Source organism: Thalassotalea euphylliae (assembly GCF_042682785.1).
GTDB lineage: Bacteria > Pseudomonadota > Gammaproteobacteria > Enterobacterales > Alteromonadaceae > Thalassotalea_F > Thalassotalea_F euphylliae.
The window spans coordinates 1,041,495-1,058,787 of record NZ_JBHUIB010000003.1 but is presented as its reverse complement, the minus strand read 5'-3'; the positions used below and the strand labels follow the sequence as shown (position 1 = coordinate 1,058,787).

General features: G+C 41.8%; 16 protein-coding genes. 11 read left to right on the top strand and 5 right to left on the bottom strand.

Annotated features, from left to right (window positions below; translation table 11 throughout):
* Window positions 1–169: 169 nt before the first annotated feature.
* From ACFSJY_RS12090 to ACFSJY_RS12075, 4 genes are all read left to right on the top strand, one after another.
* Complete coding sequence (locus ACFSJY_RS12090; RefSeq protein WP_386034584.1) at window positions 170–1,738, top strand: sugar porter family MFS transporter; 1,569 nt, start codon at window positions 170–172, stop codon at window positions 1,736–1,738.
* Between the two features lie 11 nt (window positions 1,739–1,749).
* Entirely contained in the window at window positions 1,750–2,709 is a 960-nt protein-coding gene (locus ACFSJY_RS12085; protein ID WP_386034582.1) for a Gfo/Idh/MocA family protein, read from the top strand.
* 106 nt (window positions 2,710–2,815) lie between these two features.
* On the top strand, window positions 2,816–4,162 hold the full coding sequence (locus tag ACFSJY_RS12080) for a DEAD/DEAH box helicase (protein WP_386034580.1): 1,347 nt from the start codon (window positions 2,816–2,818) through the stop codon (window positions 4,160–4,162).
* Window positions 4,163–4,167: 5 nt separating this feature from the next.
* The gene (locus tag ACFSJY_RS12075) at window positions 4,168–4,776 is read left to right on the top strand and encodes a hypothetical protein (RefSeq protein ID WP_386034578.1); all 609 of its coding nucleotides are present in this window, start codon (window positions 4,168–4,170) and stop codon (window positions 4,774–4,776) included.
* Here ACFSJY_RS12075 and ACFSJY_RS12070 read toward each other — a convergent pair.
* A complete protein-coding gene (locus tag ACFSJY_RS12070; protein WP_386034576.1) occupies window positions 4,669–5,301 on the bottom strand; it encodes a CPBP family glutamic-type intramembrane protease in 633 nt (210 codons plus the stop codon). The genes ACFSJY_RS12075 and ACFSJY_RS12070 overlap by 108 nt on opposite strands.
* A 209-nt stretch (window positions 5,302–5,510) precedes the next feature.
* Window positions 5,511–6,887 (bottom strand): aminotransferase-like domain-containing protein, encoded by a 1,377-nt coding sequence (locus tag ACFSJY_RS12065; protein WP_386034574.1) that lies wholly within the window; start codon window positions 6,885–6,887, stop codon window positions 5,511–5,513.
* 152 nt (window positions 6,888–7,039) lie between these two features.
* On the opposite strand from ACFSJY_RS12065, the gene ACFSJY_RS12060 reads away from it, so the two are divergent.
* The 3 genes from ACFSJY_RS12060 (at window position 7,040) to ACFSJY_RS12050 (ending at window position 10,605) form a co-directional block, all read left to right on the top strand.
* Window positions 7,040–8,011 carry a threonine dehydratase gene (locus ACFSJY_RS12060; RefSeq protein WP_386034572.1) on the top strand — a complete coding sequence of 324 codons (972 nt, stop codon included), beginning with the start codon at window positions 7,040–7,042 and terminating at the stop codon, window positions 8,009–8,011.
* A gap of 55 nt (window positions 8,012–8,066) precedes the next feature.
* On the top strand, window positions 8,067–8,360 hold the full coding sequence (locus ACFSJY_RS12055) for a DUF1330 domain-containing protein (RefSeq protein ID WP_386034570.1): 294 nt from the start codon (window positions 8,067–8,069) through the stop codon (window positions 8,358–8,360).
* Between the two features lie 256 nt (window positions 8,361–8,616).
* A complete protein-coding gene (locus tag ACFSJY_RS12050) occupies window positions 8,617–10,605 on the top strand; it encodes a methyl-accepting chemotaxis protein (protein WP_386034568.1) in 1,989 nt (662 codons plus the stop codon).
* A gap of 75 nt (window positions 10,606–10,680) precedes the next feature.
* Here ACFSJY_RS12050 and ACFSJY_RS12045 read toward each other — a convergent pair whose 3' ends face one another.
* Window positions 10,681–10,884 (bottom strand): hypothetical protein, encoded by a 204-nt coding sequence (locus ACFSJY_RS12045; RefSeq protein ID WP_386034566.1) that lies wholly within the window; start codon window positions 10,882–10,884, stop codon window positions 10,681–10,683.
* Window positions 10,885–11,232: 348 nt separating this feature from the next.
* Here ACFSJY_RS12045 and ACFSJY_RS12040 point away from each other — a divergent pair, with 348 nt between their 5' ends.
* Together ACFSJY_RS12040 and ACFSJY_RS12035 are read left to right on the top strand one after the other, a co-directional pair.
* Window positions 11,233–12,357: a helix-turn-helix domain-containing protein gene (locus ACFSJY_RS12040; protein WP_386034564.1), complete on the top strand. Its 1,125-nt coding sequence runs from the start codon at window positions 11,233–11,235 to the stop codon at window positions 12,355–12,357.
* A gap of 115 nt (window positions 12,358–12,472) precedes the next feature.
* The gene (locus ACFSJY_RS12035; protein ID WP_386034562.1) at window positions 12,473–13,366 is read left to right on the top strand and encodes a DUF2306 domain-containing protein; all 894 of its coding nucleotides are present in this window, start codon (window positions 12,473–12,475) and stop codon (window positions 13,364–13,366) included.
* 32 nt (window positions 13,367–13,398) lie between these two features.
* Here ACFSJY_RS12035 and ACFSJY_RS12030 read toward each other — a convergent pair whose 3' ends face one another.
* Window positions 13,399–13,818, bottom strand: a complete 420-nt coding sequence (locus ACFSJY_RS12030) for a DUF1801 domain-containing protein (protein ID WP_386034560.1) — start codon at window positions 13,816–13,818, stop codon at window positions 13,399–13,401.
* A gap of 34 nt (window positions 13,819–13,852) precedes the next feature.
* Window positions 13,853–14,293, bottom strand: coding sequence for a VOC family protein (locus ACFSJY_RS12025; RefSeq protein ID WP_386034558.1), 441 nt, complete (start codon window positions 14,291–14,293; stop codon window positions 13,853–13,855).
* A 47-nt stretch (window positions 14,294–14,340) separates the two neighbouring features.
* On the opposite strand from ACFSJY_RS12025, the gene ACFSJY_RS12020 reads away from it, so the two are divergent.
* Window positions 14,341–14,589 carry a hypothetical protein gene (locus ACFSJY_RS12020; protein WP_386034556.1) on the top strand — a complete coding sequence of 83 codons (249 nt, stop codon included), beginning with the start codon at window positions 14,341–14,343 and terminating at the stop codon, window positions 14,587–14,589.
* A 221-nt stretch (window positions 14,590–14,810) separates the two neighbouring features.
* Window positions 14,811–17,279 carry a TonB-dependent receptor plug domain-containing protein gene (locus ACFSJY_RS12015; RefSeq protein WP_386034554.1) on the top strand — a complete coding sequence of 823 codons (2,469 nt, stop codon included), beginning with the start codon at window positions 14,811–14,813 and terminating at the stop codon, window positions 17,277–17,279.
* Window positions 17,280–17,293: the final 14 nt, after the last annotated feature.

Genomic DNA, 17,293 nt, shown 5'->3' with positions numbered 1-17,293 from the left:
TGATATTATTAAGTTATTGTTTTTTATATTTAATATAATTTCATAGCGTTTAAAGTAATCGTTATACTCAAACAAATGGTATTAATTGAGCTTGTGTTAGCGCTAACAGTGTGTTTAAGTATCAGTCATTACCCCAAATAAAAATAGATAACAGGTAGGGGAGTTTCAAATGAGTAAGTGGTTGTCGGCCAATGTGTACTTTGCAACGGTAGTAGCACTTGGTGGATTTATATTTGGTTTTGATGCATCTGTCATATCTGGTGTTGTCGGCTTCGTCACAACTGAATTTGCGTTAAATGAGTGGCAACAAGGTTTTGTAGTCAGCTCTCCAACCCTTGGAGCGGTGCTTGGTTCCTTCTTCGCGGGGCCATGCGCAGACCGATTTGGTCGCAAGCGCGTCATTATTACGATTGCATTCCTTTATGTCGTTTCGGCGTTTTTCTCGGCTTTCGCTCCCAACTACGAAACGCTGGTCGCAGCTCGTTTTATTGGTGGGATTGCATTTGCTTCGCTTGTGTTAGCGCCAATGTATATTGCAGAAATTTCGCCAGCGAAGTTGCGCGGCAAAATGATTTCTATCAATCAATTTAATATTGTTGTTGGCTTTTCAGCTGCATATTTTGCTAATTATTTCCTTTTAAAGCTCAGTGGAGGTGCTGGCGGTTTAGCTGAGAGCTTAGGGATCACGGAAAATGTTTGGCGCTGGATGCTAGGTATAGAAATAATCCCCGCTCTCGCTTATCTGCTTTTACTATTCACTATTCCAGAAAGTCCCCGTTGGTTGGTGGTCAACGGACAAAAAGAATCAGCGAAACGTGTTGTTGCTAAACTTTTTCCAAATGAAAGTAACGACAAGTTGATTGAGGATATTGAAAAAACCGCTAATGATTCGCTGCCACCTCTTTGGCAACGCTTAAAGGCATTATTCTCAGGGAAAATGCGTTATGTATTGGCAGTAGGAATTGTCGTTGGTATTTGTCAGCAAATTACCGGCGTCAATGCTGTGTACTTTTATGCCCCTAGTATTTTTGAGCAAAGTGGCGTGGGACAGGATGCGGCGTTTTCTCAAGCAATATGGGTAGGGGTGATTAATGTCGTATTTACTATTGTCGCTATGTTACTTATTGACAAATTGGGACGTAAGCCACTTATGTTGATAGGCCTGGCTGGTGTTGTGGTGAGTATGTCTGTGGCGGCTATCGGTTTTCATCAGGCCACTTATAAGCTGACAAACGAATCAGTTCTTCTCATTGAATCAAAAGATATTCAACAAAAAGTAATACCATTGATTAATCAGCAGTTTAGTGATGACCTTGCTTTTAAGGCTGCACTAAAGGAAGTACTTGGAGAGCAGCTCGCTAGAGATCATCAATCAAGCTTAATTCAAGCAGCAGCCAATATTAATGCGACGCTAATTCTTGTCGGCATATTAGGATTTGTTGCTTCATTTGCTATATCGCTAGGGCCTGTTATGTGGGTATTACTGGCCGAAATTTTCCCAAACCATCTACGTGGCATCGGTATTGCCTTTACCGGACTAATCAATAGCGCTGTTAGTTTTACCGTGCAGTTGGTATTCCCGTGGGAGCTCGCTAATTTAGGTACTGCAATGACTTTCCTAATTTATGGCGTATTCGCGTTTATTGGGTTTGTTTTAGTGTATCGAATGTTGCCTGAAACTAAGGGCAAATCGTTAGAACAGATTGAGCAAGTGTTTCATCATGCTAGGGCAGCGTAAGCGAGGTTTTTATGAAGCAGCTAAATTGGGGCATTGTCAGCACAGGGCGTATTGCAGAACAATTTGTTTCTGACATGCCGCTTGTAAACAACGGTAAGGTACTAGCGGTTGCGGCACGTAAAAAATCGGATGCGCAAGCATTTGCTGATATGCATGATATTGAACGCGCTTATGGTCGTTATGACGACTTGTTTGCTGATAAAGACATTGATGTCGTCTACATTGCAACACCGCACACCTTGCACTTCCAACATGCGCATGCTGCCATTATGGCGGGTAAACACGTCTTATGTGAAAAGCCATTCACCGTGTCTTCAGAGCAATGCCGCCAATTAACCACGCTAGCAAAGACCCGTGGTGTTTACATTATGGAAGCGATGTGGACATATTTTCTTCCTGCAATCGTTAAGGCAAAAGAGTGGGTAGAACAAGGCCGTATTGGCAATATAAAGCATGTAAAGGCGGACTTTGGCTATCCCATACCGTATGACCCAAATTTACGGGAGTACGACAAAAAACTCGCCGGTGGTTGTTTACTCGAAATGGGTATTTATCCCATTGCTATTGCTGCATATTTTCTTAATAGAGACATCGATTACTGGCATGTTAACGGACATATCGCGCCAAATGGTGTGGAGGACGACGTGATTATGCTAGCTGAATTAGGTGATGCTAAGGCGACCTTGGCAACCTCGTTTCAGTGTAAGTTGAATAATTTTGCCTACATTATTGGTGACAAAGGTTATATTGCTATTCATGATTTCTGGCGTGCAAACAGCTGCTCGCTATTTGTTTTGGATGAAGAAGTCGAAAAGTTTGAAGACGGGCGCGAGTCGTTTGGCTTTAACTATGAAGCGCAGACTGTTGGTGAAGACATTCTGAGCGGTAAATTAGAATCCGAGGTGGTGACACACGCACGAAGCCTTTGGTTACAAACACAAATGGAACGTGTGAAAGGCTTTATTTTATAGAAATCACCATTAAATCTTCTTTCCGATAAAATTTGCTGCTCAATTCAATCTTGTTCCGGTTATAATAAGGGTTTTATTACACTCGTTATACTTTTAGGAGAACATATTGAATTTTAAAGATTTTGGTTTAGACAAACGCTTGATGGAAACCATTGAACATAAAGGCTTTACTGAACCGACTGAAATTCAAATGCAAGCGATACCTGTCGCCATGGCTGGCCATGACATAATCGCGTCTTCTAAAACGGGTTCAGGTAAAACGTTAGCGTTTATTTTGCCTGCGGTTCAACGTTTATCTACACAGCGTGCTTTATCAAAAAAAGACCCTCGCGTACTTATTCTTGCGCCTACGCGAGAGCTAGCTAAACAAGTATATGGCGAACTGCGCGGTATGCTTGCCAACACCCAGTTTAAAGCAGTGCTGATTTTAGGTGGTGAAAACTTTAACGACCAGTACAAAACCTTATCGAAAGACCCTCATTTTATTGTCGCAACACCGGGTCGTTTAGCAGACCATTTAGAGCATGGTCACTTCTATTTACAAGGCCTTGAATTGCTAATTCTAGACGAAGCAGACCGTATGCTTGATTTAGGTTTTGCAGAGCAGCTAAGTAAAATCAATAAGGCAGCAGACCATCGTAAACGTCAGACCTTGATGTTTTCAGCGACGTTAGATCACGCACAGGTGAATGATTTTGCCGTCGAGTTATTAAAATCCCCCAAACGCATCGCAATTGAGCATGGCCATTCAGAGCATGAAGACATTACCAAGCGTTTCTTTTTAGTTGATAACCTTGATCACAAAGAGGCGTTGTTAATGCATTTCTTAGAAAATGAAGAGATGCAACAGACGATAATATTTACTGCAACACGCAGTGATACCGAGCGTTTAGCAACGAAGCTTAAAGAGTCAGGTCGTTCAGCTATTGCCTTATCTGGGGAGCTAAATCAGAGTACGCGTAACCAAATTATGGACAGCTTCTCTAAAGGTCGAGAACAAATACTCATTACTACAGACCTTGCATCACGTGGTTTAGATTTGGCGAACGTGTCTCACGTCATCAACTTTGATATGCCTAAGCATACGGAAGAGTTTGTCCACCGTATTGGTCGTACTGGTCGTGCGGGTAACAAGGGCGATGCTATTTCTTTTGTTGGTCCGAAAGATTGGATCAGCTTCAAAAATATCGAAGGCTTTTTACAGCAAAAAATCAGTTTCAATGAAATTGAGGGCTTAAAAGCTAAGTTTAAAGGCTTAAAACCTAAAAAGCCGAAAAAGGCTAAGCCTGCGAAAAAACAAGATGCAAAAGCTGCTAAAAAAGCACCGATTAAAGCGAAACGCATTAATAAGAAAATGCAGTTTATGGCTGAAGATGCGGGTGATATGCCTATCTTGAGAAAAGGGCCAAAACTTGCGCCTACAGATATAGATACGGACGACGAAGAGGCGTAAATTTAATGTCGCTTGTGATTGTCAGTGACATTTTTGGTAAAACAGCTCCGCTTAAAGCGCTTGCATCAGCTTTACAACATTCAGTTGAACCAAGCGCTGCGCACCAATTCCCTGTAATTATCGACCCTTACGATGGTGCGCTCCCTACGTTTGAGTCGGAGCGATCTGCCTACCAATATTTTACAACTAATGTCGGCATAGAAAACTATGTACAGATTATCTCTACGGCCTTAAAAGCCAAACTTTTCCATCGTGAACATCCTATAACCCTGTTAGGTTTTAGTGCAGGGGCTTCAGCGCTTTGGCAAGTTGTGAATGAGTCTTTCATCGAAAACATAAATATAGATCGCTTTATCGGTGTTTATGGCGGCCAAATTAGATATGCGGCTGAGCTTGTTCCTTCTGTTCCTACTACGCTCATATTTCCTATAAGCGAAAACCATTTCGACGTAACGTCTCTTTCGCGTTCTTTAAATCAGACTAAGCGAGTAAATTCGTTTCAGGTGTCATATATGCACGGCTTTATGAATAAACTCTCTGCAAATTTTGATGCGCAGGGTTATGACGCGTTTATACAGGCTTTCCCAGAACATCTGGAGAAATTGGCTAAATAGCACAGCCGCATTATGGGCCAGAATAACCAACAACAAATTGTTGGTTCTTACTTTCAACCAGCAGAGCATTGAGCCATAAATAAGCATGGTGAGAAAACTCAAGGGATAAAACTGCCAGTACCCACCACTAAATGAAAGGCTTATTTGCAAGGCGAATAATAAAGTGGTTGCAAGGTATGGGAGCCCAATAAATACCTTAGGCATTTTCCACTTTGGCTGATTATTCTCTAGTGCATGTAATAATGATAGGAGAAGCACTCCACGAAAATAGGGCTCGTATGCAAGTCCATGCATTGTCCCTAAAAACAACAATTCTTCTGGATCGTATACGCCATCGTCGCCACCAAATAGCGCGGCAACTACAAATTTGGTTGCTAAAAGTAATCCTGTAATTTTTAGGAATGTGTAGGTTGTAGTTTGGGGCGTATTGGTTCTCAGGTGTTTAAGGCTTTTCTGGTGAGATACAAAATAGGGGGTATTTTTCAGCCTCCAAATTAGCAACCCACTAAATATACAAACCGCCATGTAGTTAAGCCAAGGCCAATCTATTGTTGAATGAATATGTGTTTGTGTGAAAAGTTTTAGTTCAAGGGTAAATAACAAATTGACAATTAAATAAGTTAACAAGGCTATCAGTAAAGATGGTTTATGTATTGCGCCCGATTTTATGCTTGGTAGCAGTAGGGCAAAAAGTATCAACCAGTGGCTGGCTGTTGTCACAAGTACGTCTATTATCATAAACAGAGTACACCCGAGCCTTTAATTCGCTCTAAGCCAATCTTTAATTGCTGCCTTGATTTTGCAGCCGTTAGACTGACTCGAACAGCTTGAATAAACTGATGGTTAACCGCAAAGTAGTGTGACGGCACTACACGTACTCCTTTCTTTTCCAGCACGATGGCAGCCTCCTTTGCATCGCCTAACGTAGGTAACCAAACATGTGAGCAGCCATTACTATCAGTTGGCAAAGATAATTCAGGCATGACTTGTTTAAATATTCGATAACGCTTTGCTATTTCGTTTATTTGCCATTGTTTTCGTTGCTCTGCTATACCTTCGTTTATCCAGTGACGTGCTACTTCCGCCATTAATGGACTCATTTGCCAGCTGGTTGCGTGCGATTCTTGAGCAACGGTTTCTAAAATAGGGTGTTTACCGGCAATAGTGGCAAATCGAATACCAGGCGAGACGGTTTTGGCAAAACTTGAGATAAGTATTGATTGTGTTTGAATTGCACCTGATACAGGAGGAGCGCCAGCCAACATTCCCATGACAAACTCTTCAATAAAAAGCAGGTTATGTCGTTTCAATACATTAATAAAGGCGGTTTGTCTCTCAGCAGACATGCAAGCACCAGTGGGGTTTTGGAACGTTGAGTCGGAAACTAGCACCCTGGCACCTGTACTTCTTATTGCCAAATCTAATGCTTCAGGAATGATACCTTGCTGATCGGTCTTTACGCCATAAAGTTTAAGGTGCAGCTGTTTGGCAATCGCTTTCATGCCCGGAAAAGTCAGTTCATTAACAAGTACAACATCATCTTTTTGACAGGAGGCCATTAAACTGACCATTAACGCATTTTGTGCAGTATTTGTTATAACGCACCTGTCTGCGGGAATCTTATATTGGTTCTGGTTCAGCCAAGTTGACGCAGCCATTTGTAGGTGAGCTAGAGAGGATGGAGAGTGGTAATCAAGAAATGTAGATAGGCCATTATGAGCTTTGGTTATTGCGGAAATGGCATTCTCTAAATCATGATCATGCACCTTAGTGGCGGGTATGTGTGTGCTTAGATCGATTATTGCACTAGTGTCATGAGTATCGCCTTTTGGCTGTTTAGCTTGGTTCAGTAAAAACAGCTCTGCCTCTACGCTTTGCCCTAGAATATATGTACCGCGCCCAACTTCACCAGCAATGAGGTGTTGCTGTGCGGCCAAGTGGAACGCTTTAGTCACCGTACTTAAGTTGATATCCAAATGCCAAGCGAGTTGGCGCTGCGGTGGAAGTTTCTCACCTATGGCTAATTTTCCTGACGCAATATCTGCTGCCATGGCATCGACTATTTGTTGATAAAGCGGTTTGTCACTGTCAGATAGCGATGGAGCCCACATGTTATTGCGCCCATCTTTCATAGCGACTTATGCGCTGAACTGTATTATTCAAATTATATTATCTGCCATACAATATATTCATTGAGCCATACAATTCGCTAATCTAAGCTAGTTGTCAATGTTGCTTTAACAATTACAAAAAGGCTTACCCTATGTTTTCTTTACCTGAATTAGAAAGTGCTGCGAACGTTGTCTACCAGTCGATGCCTGCTACGCCACAATATAGTTGGCCACAACTCAGCTCACTTATCGGCACAGAGGTATGGGTAAAACATGAGAATCACACGCCAACAACTGCATTTAAAGTACGTGGAGGGTTGTACTTGATGCATGAGCTGATACGAAGTAAAAACCGTCCCAAAGGTGTGCTTTCCGCCACGAGGGGAAATCATGGACAGAGCTTATCTTACTCAGGAAACAAAGCGGGTTTGCAGGTAACTATAGTAGTGCCAGAGTGCAACAACGCTGACCAAAATGCCGCGATAAAAAGTTTCGGCGCAAATCTAGTGATCCATGGTGAAGACTTTGAAGCGGCACGTAAGCACAGTGTAAGTCTGCAACAGCAAACTGGTCACCAAATCATTGCGCCATTTCAACGAGAGTTAGTTATAGGTGTTGCGACATACGCATTGGAGTTTTTCACTGCGCAGCCAAATTTAGACACAGTGTATGTGCCCATTGGCATGGGGTCGGGTATTTGCGCATTAATAAAAACACGAGATTTATTGGGCCTAAAAACGAACATTGTAGGAGTGGTCTCCGAGGGAGCTCCTACCTTTAAGCTATCGTTTGACGCTGGAAAAGTGGTTAATACTGACTATGCCAATACTATCGCTGATGGCGTGGCGACAAGGGCGCCTATGGAAGAAGCTTTTGATATTATAAAAAATGGCGCAGAGCGGGTGATTACAGTATCTGATAAGGAAATTGCAGAGGCTATGTTTACCTACTTCAAAACAACTCATAACTTGGCTGAAGGGGCAGGCGCTGTGCCGCTTGCAGGCTTGATGAAGGAAAGACAACAAATGACGGGCAAAAGAGTGGGTGTTGTGCTTTCCGGTGGCAACATTGATTTTGTTACCTTTAAGCATCACATCGATGGGGTTATCGACAATCAACTTTAGTGGCACACACTAAAAAAGCCTCTACACTGAACTAAAAAGCAGTGTCGAGGCTCACATGTCAAAAGCTTACAATATTGTTAATATCTTGCGTATCCATGATGATGAAAAGTTTAGTGAATACGTGAAAGGGCATATACCTACTATTGAGGCGTATGGTGGACGCTTTTTAATAAAAGGGTACTCCGGTGAAGTGCTTGAAGGCAATTGGCCAAGCAACTTCATTGTGGTGCATGAATTCCCGAGCATTGAACGATTTAAAGCATGGTACTACTCAGATGAATACCAGCCTTGGAAACAACTGCGGCAGTCTTGTGCCGACGTGAATGTCATTCTGACTGAGGGTACTTAACGTTTATTAAGACCATTTACCCGTCGCTAATCCTCTAAATCACCATGAAAATGCATAACAATTTAATAAATGACGCTATACATTTGTTTTTTCGGCTTTTTATGCATATAAAATAATTAAATATTATTCATTTTTAAATTCTTACTACAATAGAGTAGAAGCTGTGAAGAGGATGTTGTTACCTCAAATGTAGTTTTAAGAATAATAACCCACTTATATCCAAGGGTGGGGATGCACTTGTTGGAAGGAAATACGCATGAAGCGCCTACTTAGCAAACTGTCTATCGTCCAGCTCTCTTTGGTGAGCTCGGCCATACTAACATTGTTTATTGTCACTTTACTGTTTCAAAACATTAGCTATAAATGGCAAGAGTCAAAAACCATCGAACAAGATGTTGCCTTAGTATCTCTATTAGATGCGCTTGAGAAAGTTGCCCATAATCATGCGGTAGAGCGGGGATTAACTGCTGGCTTCTTGGGTAGTGGTACAGATGCAGCCAAAGCAAAGGTGACTGAGCAACGTGGTAAAGCTGATGCTGCCATGCAACATTTGCGTGCCACCTATAATTCCTTTGAATTTAAAGATGAAAAAATCCAAAACTACCTCAATGTACTTTATAGCCATGAACAAGGTAAAGCGAATTTAAGACGGCAAGTAGATCAACGCAATGGCAAAGGCGCATTTGAATACTACAGTACACTGAACAAAATAGCGTTAGATATCGCAAACAATCTCAAAAACCGTATAAAGCACCCGATACTTGCTAAAGATCTCAGTGCAGCATTTCAATTTGCGCAGTTTAAAGAACGACTTGGTCAGAATCGTGGGAAAATCAATGGTGTATTGGCGCGCAAGTCCATTAGTGAATCCATACAAAAAGATATTGCATTGTATAGTCGTGAGGTTGGTTTACTCACTGATTTTCTCAAAGTAAGTTTGCAAGGCGACAGTGCTGCTGCATTTAACACTATTACGCAAAGCGCTGACTCTGCAAACATTGCCAATATAACGAGCACATTATTACAGTCTACGTCGCCAGATTTTGGTTCTTTACCAGAACCATCTGCTTGGTTCCCATTAGCAACCAAGCAAATTGGCAGTATAAAAGGGTTGTTGGATAAGCAGTGGGAGCTGATTCAAACGGAAGGCGATGAAATGCTGGATGCCGCGCATTTTGATCTTACGTTCACCGTTGTTTTATTTGTCGTTGTACTGGGCGGTATTATTTTGCTGAACACCTATCTCATCGCAAAACTGAGAAAAGAGTTAGGCCAATTGACACAGATGTTAGAGCAGGCAGAGTCGGGTGATTTGACGGTTGAACTTCGCTTAGACACTAAAGATGAACTCGGCGCTATTTCCAATGCTATTCATAACACTATTCACGCATTCAAAGTGCTGCTGCTTGGGGTAGATAAGTCTGTCCAATCAGGAACTCGCTTAAATAACAATATGCATGATGCGACGCAAACTGTACTTGAGGACGCCGTTAAAACACAGGCGATGGCAACTAACATTGCAAGTGCAATTGAAGAAATGGCGGTGACAAGCCGTGAAATAGCAGAATCAGCCTCACAAACGTTAGATGCCAGTGATCAATTAAACAGTGGTGCGCAACGTTTAATTGAAGAAAATCAAAGCAGTCAGCAGTCTATTTCGGCACTGTCTTCGAGTATGAATGAAGTTGAAGCTCAAGCAGATCAGATGGAACAACAAGTGGCTAGTATATCTTCAATTCTGGATACCATTAGCAGCATTGCAGAACAAACCAACTTGTTGGCGCTTAATGCAGCAATTGAAGCGGCGAGGGCGGGAGACCACGGCAGAGGTTTTGCCGTTGTTGCAGATGAGGTGCGCAGCTTAGCGGCAAATAGTAAAGAGTCATCAGAGAAAATAGCTGAATTGTTAAGTACATTACAAACCATTACAGCTGGTGTTGTGCAGTCAATTAATAACAGCTCTTCACAATCTCAAATGGCGTTAGAGCAATTTGAAAAGGCACGAGAAGCCTCTGAACAAGTCCACAACCAAAGTAAACAAGTAGAGGGGCTTGCCATGAGTGTATCTTCTGCGGCAGAAGAGCAATCAACCGTAGCGTCAACCATTGCAAGTGATGCATCTAATGTACTAGATCTTGCAAATCATGAACTTGAAGCCTCTCAAGCATTGGAAGATATATTTAGCGATTTAAGCATTAATTCAGACACGCTAGAAAAAACGATGCAAAACTTCCGGTTTAAATAGGTTCGTGATTTTATTGGTCGGTTGTGTTCACTTTGCAAATGTCGGTTATCACGTAACTGGCGCGTGTTAACCGATTTATGACTTATCAATGACCGCTTCGCGTTCCTTTTTGTATTCTTTGTATGATTTTCGCTTTTGGTAACAAGTTTGGTGCTCTTCGGCGGATTGGGCGTTGCGGATACATTCGCTTTGCTCGTAATTTTGGCCAACTTGATACAACTGCTTATTTGTGCACCCCGTGCTGGCGATGATAAGTATTAATACTGTTAGTAATCTCATTGATGAATTTCCTTACTCTTTATTAAGGTAAGACAAAAAACACTTTTTCTGGTTCACCGTTTTGACACTTTTATACATGTAACCTTTAATGCTTTATAGGTCTGAGAAAATGAGAAAGTTTCACACAGTGACTACTTAAAGATAGATAGTAAATCAGATAAAAACATTTTTTTGATGAACGCCGCTCATGTTTATACGTTAGGAAAATATGAACATGAAATGTTATAAAAAGTGTAATAATTACAGACGTTAACCAGTATGTTTGATTACATTTTTACCTAGTTGACGGCATAGTGGAGACAGCTTTATAGTGAGCGCTGCTTCATTACAACTAACTTCGGAACTTTGATGGTCAGCGTTTTTCCAACCGTTTTGTACTCCTGCATGATGGGAATGGTCATACTTGCGTCTTTAGACGTGTTTACGCGATCAAATGAGCGGCAAAACCTGTTTCTCAAGGGAATTTTACTTTTATTGATGCTACATCTGGTTGGTGAACTTTATATTTCATCAGCTGTGTATGTTTATGCCCCAGGCATAGCGGGGTTAGAGTTGCCCTTCAAAGTCTTACTTGGGCCTGCACTATACTTTTACGCCCACGCAACTATGTCGCCGGAGGCCGAAATTGATAAACGGGTAAAGTTACTCAGTTTTTCTGGGCCTCTTGTTGTCATTATAGTAATGCTACCTTTTATTCTATTGATAAGCCCTGCGGAAAAATTAGCGTTGGCTAGCCCTGAAACACGGGATCCAAAATTGTGGAAAATTGCAGTAATGACGTGTTTATCGACAACTGCGATTTTTATTTTTTACACTCTTTTATTTTTGGGTATGGCACTTAAACTTCATAATTCCCACCTCGAACAACTAATGGAGCGATTCTCCGACATTGAAAATAAATCACTGGGCTGGTTTAGAGGGGTTTTATTTTTATGGGGGGGAGCATGGTTATTGTATGCTGCAGAGTTTTCACTTGGAGCACTCGGCGTTCGATGGTTTGGAACAGGTATAGTCTTGCCTTTGTTTACTGCATTTGCTCTTGCCGTTTTCATCAAAAGGGCACTAAACCAAAAAGTACTTAAAGCTTGTGACAAGGGAGAACCTAAAGAGGTTAAACCAAGAACTGCACTATTAAGTGATGAAAAAATGCAAGCGATCTCCACTAAACTTGAGCTCGCTATGAAAGAAGAGAGGCTGTTCTTGCAAGATGATCTGTCACTGAATAAGTTATCAGAAGCAATTACTGAGTCAGAAAATCATATATCAGAAACATTATCTCAACATATGCACACCAATTTCTTTTCGTTCGTAAATACCTATCGAATTGAACATGCAAAAGACTTGCTTCTAAACAGTGACATGTTGGTGACTTCAATTGCTTATGAGGTGGGTTTCAAGTCCAAGTCGACTTTTAATTCTGCTTTTAAGAAGTTAGTTGGCGAAACGCCAACAGCCTATAAAACGTCACATTAGGGTGAATAATAGGCAATTAAGTGTTTAATTCGTCCAAATATGCCCATTCGGACGCTACAAAATGGGTAATTCCATACTATTCCTGACAAGTTTTACTTTTAGAAAGGAATGTGTTGTGGAAAACATATCTAAAAACGCTGCTTTATCGCAAGACGTTGGAAACCGTTCGGGTTCAATCGACCACGCTAAAAAGTCACAGTTGGCGCTAGCAAATTCGGTATTAAAATATTCGGCGCTATTTTGGTTTTTGGCTATCTTAGTTGGTCAATGGCTATTCTTTTACTACATCATGGCGTTTTATGGTTTTTCAGTGATTGAAAACAATATGGAAATATGGAATCGCTGGGAACCATTAGGAAGCCGTCCTTATGAAGAGGGCGACTCAGCGGGTAATTTGGCGTTTGCTTTTCATGCGGTAGGTGCTGGTATAGTGGCTTTTGGCGGCGCGTTACAGCTCATTCCAAAAGTAAGAACAGCTGCTCCAAAATTTCATAAAATCAACGGCTATGTATATCTGATTACAGTATTTCTATTGGCGTTGTCTGGCTTTTACTTGTCCTGGGTTCGAGGTGCTAGCCCTGATACCACCGCTGCGATAGGCACAAGTATCAATGGGTTTCTTATTCTAGGATTTGCTTATTTTACCGTTAAAACAGCAAGAAACAGAAAGCTTGCTGACCATAAAAAGTGGGCTATCAGGCTATTTCTAGTCTCAAATGCACAGTGGTTTTTGAGAGTGGGTGTTTTCAGTTATTTGATCACAGGTACCATGGTCGGCGCCACTCCAGGATTTGGTGATCCTTTCTTTGCTATGTGGACATTCGGCTGTTTCATCATTCCATTGGCTGCCGCACAGTTATATTTTTATGGTAGCTCTAAGAGCAGTGTTAGTATTAAATACCTAACAAGCTGCGTCTTGGTTACTTTAACGCTCCTAATGTGTGTTGGGATATTTGGTTTAACGCCGTTTCTCATGCAAATACTAAGTGGGGAGCCAATTTCATTTTAGTAAAGCGACCATATTTACCGATTTTGACGCGTTCACTCTAACGGATATCGAGTGCTCATTATAGCAATAGACTTGGCGACAATGACTTCGAGGACATCGATGTTAATGTCGTCCAGCCTATTAATATAAAGGCAAGATTTGCCTATTTTGTGCTTGCCCAGAGCTGCAAGCTCTTCCTCAAAACTATCAAAACCAGGCATGATATAGACGCTTAACGCCGATTTTCGAGGAGAGAAACCCGTTACTGGCCATTGTCCGCCTTTAGCGGTATTTTCGTAGGTATACTTGCCAAAACCAATGATGCTATTACCCCACATTCGAGGCGGTTTGCCGGTGATTGCCTCAAAAAAGGAGACAAGAGTTCGTGCATCATGCTCTTTTTGTGGATGGTCAATACTGTTGATAAAGTCCTCAACACTCGCATCATTTTCTTGTGTTTTCAATGTCGACATTTGTCTCGCCTTTTTATTGGTATAGTGTTGATCTTTATTTCAAGTTAACCATATTAGGGCAGTCTTCGGCGCCGGGCCCTAGTGGCTGGCCATAGCTAAACTCAACGAAGTTTCCGTCTGGATCTTTTATGCCGCAGTAGTATCCCACGGGATAGGGTTCTTGTTTACACGGCCACACCAAAATACCATCACGGTCTGCTTGCTCTGCAATGTCATCAACAGCCTGTTTACTTTCTAACGCAAAACCCAAATGGGAAAAGTCATTGTCGGCTTGCTGTTTTTTTGGTCCTCCTGGAAGCACAACCATTATAAAAGAGGTTTCTCTGCCGCGTTCAGCTAGCCAAACGATTCGCTTTCCTTTTTCTCCATGAGGTCTTCGATCGCGAATAATATACATGCCAGCATACTGCTGATAAAAACCAACACAGGCTTCGAGATCGGCGACATGCAAAGCAATGTGAGTTAGACTTATCATCAACATACACTTCAATAAAGGAAATCATATAACTAGTATAGGAAATTATGACTTATCAATTTGAGATCATTCCAAGGGACTGGTACAAACGACGCAGCCCTTCATTACCGCAACGCAAACCCAGCCAAGTCAGTATCGACAACTTCGTATTGGAACATAACCATATCTGTCATATGCAAGTGCAGTATGACGATGGTAGCCAGAAAACACTGATTGGCCGCGTTATTTATAACAAACTAGCCGAACGTTGGACGGTGGATGGTATGGAGCTTGCTGTAAACGTAATTGTTTCGTAACAGCAAATAGGCGTTTATGTACCTATAAGTGTACAAATAACGCTCTGGTCATACCAGTATTAACGTCATGTTAACGGTGTTAACAAGTTTTTAACCTATTGAATTAATTAGCTAATTACATTGATGTAACAGACCACTCTTACCAAATGTGTCAAAATGTAATCTGCATATAACAACAAGAATAAGCACGTATTTGACTTTAATAGAGAGGTTTACATTACATGCGCGCTTTATCGCCACTTTGTAAGGCAATTTCATTTGCTGTTATAACCCCGACACTTTTCTCTTTGCCATTATTCAGTGGACATGCTGTTGCTGACGAGACGGCAAGTGAAGAGGTAGAACGCATTGTGGTAACGGGTTCTCGTATTAGTCGTGCTGATATCGAAACAGCAAGCCCTGTTACTGTAATCTCTTCTGATTATATTGTTAAAGCCGGTTTTCAGTCGCTAGAAGACGTACTTTCTGCACAAACCGTTGTTGCAGGCACTAACCTTGGCGGTCATAGCAACAATGGCGGTGGTGGTTCTGCTACCGTTAACCTGCGTGGTATGGGTGAAAATCGCACACTTGTTCTGTTAAATGGTCGCCGAATGGTGCCTTCAGGTATCGGCGCCGATGCATCAGTCGATTTAAATACAATTCCACTTTCGATGATCAAATCGGTAGAAATTCTCAAAGACGGCGCGTCGGCCGTATACGGGTCTGATGCCATTGCAGGTGTCGTTAATATCATTACGCACAAGTCATTTGATGATACTGAACTAACCGTTGATTTTGCGACGACCGACAAAGGTGATGGTGAAACTTATGATATTAGCTTACTGCATGGTTTTGACTTTGCTGATGGCAAATTAGCGGTTGGTCTTCAGTATTCAGGTCGTGAAGATATTATCCAATCTGATCGTGATTTCGTATCACCGGCTTGCTCATATTACGTGCCTGGCGGTAAAGTTGACGGTTTAGTGCCTGATGGCAATGGCGGCTTTGAATACCAAGATGTATGTTATGACTACACTGAGCAAAGTTACGCGCAAACGCCAAATGATTTGTACAGTATTTTCGCGAGTTACAATCAAGACCTTTCGGATGATTTAGCACTTAATGTTGATGCCTTTTATACACATCGTGATTCAAAGCAGCTATTGGCACCAGAGCCAGCGCTTTGGTACTTAGATACTTACTACATTGACCCTGAATATCTCGCATATTTTGAAGACCCTGAGTACGGCGTACCTTATTACCTAGAGTATACGCGTCGATTTACCGATGCAGGTAATCGAAAGGTTCAACAAAAAACCGATACTTACCGTATTTCTGCAGAACTAAAGGGCCACTTAGAAAACGGAGATAGCTGGGATGTCTCTGTCACGTATGCAAAAAATGAAGCTGACGAAACCATGCAAAATGGTATTCATGCCGTCAACATGGAATACAGTATTTATGCGAACCAAGCACTTTGGTTTAGCGGTGAGCAGTTAGACAGAGACTTTTTAATTTCGGAAGGTGTGATTTATACCGACGATGGTAAAGGCGGTAACGAGCAAACACTGATTACAGCGGGCTATAGTGGTGAAACTGAGTTTGGTTTAGGTTACGTGTTTGGTGCAGAGAGTCGTTGGGAAGAGGGCTATTACACGCCCGATGAAGTCAGCCAACAAGGTTTGAGTACAGGGGCGATAATTTTGCCGACCGATGGCGATTACAACGTGCAATCGGCTTTTGTAGAAACCTCATACCCATTTGAAAATGGTTTTACCTTAGATTCAGCATTGCGACTTGATGACTACTCTACCTTTGGCAGCGAGCTAACGTGGAAACTTGGTGCAACGTATCGTGTAAACGACGATTTAATGTTCAGGGCAGTGCGAGCAACGGGCTTTAGAGCACCAAACATTAATGAACTGTTTGGCGGTGCTTTTGGTAGTTACGTTTTTATTTACGATCCTTGGTATGACGAGGAATATGAAGGGTTAGTAACGTACACCAGTGCTGAAGAGCTAGAGCCAGAAGAAAGCGATTCATTCACGTTTGGTATTGTGTGGGACATTACAGACAATATTGAAACGACGCTTGATTACTGGCGCTTCGAAACAACGAACGCCATTGGTTCGCCTGATTTACAAGGCTCAATCGATGAGTGTTTTGCCGGCGACACTACTGCGTGTGAGCAAATTAATATTACACCCGATGGTGACTTAACTATGATGGAGTCGCCATTGATCAATATTGCAGACCAGAAAATCTCAGGTATTGATTGGGAAATTCAGTACAAAGGCGATCTGTTTAAGGTGTCTTTAAATTCTACTTATATGATTGAGTTTGAAGAAGAGGGCATCGACTACGCAGGATCAATTGATGGTTACTACGGCGGTTATTCAGAACTACGTGCAAACTTAGACGTGGAAGCCGATATTAGCGACGATTTAAGCGCTTTATACAGCATTCAGTTTATCAAAGGTATGGAAGGTGAATGGTTTGGTGAAGCGTTCAATACAGCAAGTGTTGCATATCATGATATGTCACTATCATTTCAGGCATCTGAGGCGCTAAGAATAAATGCAGGTATTATCAACTTGTTTGATAAAGAACCAGAGATTATACCTGGTGCGTCGGACATGGATACTGAGCCGAGTATATATGACGTTGTAGGGCGATCGTTCTTTATTACGTCGACGTTTACTTTCTAGAAAACTATTGAACT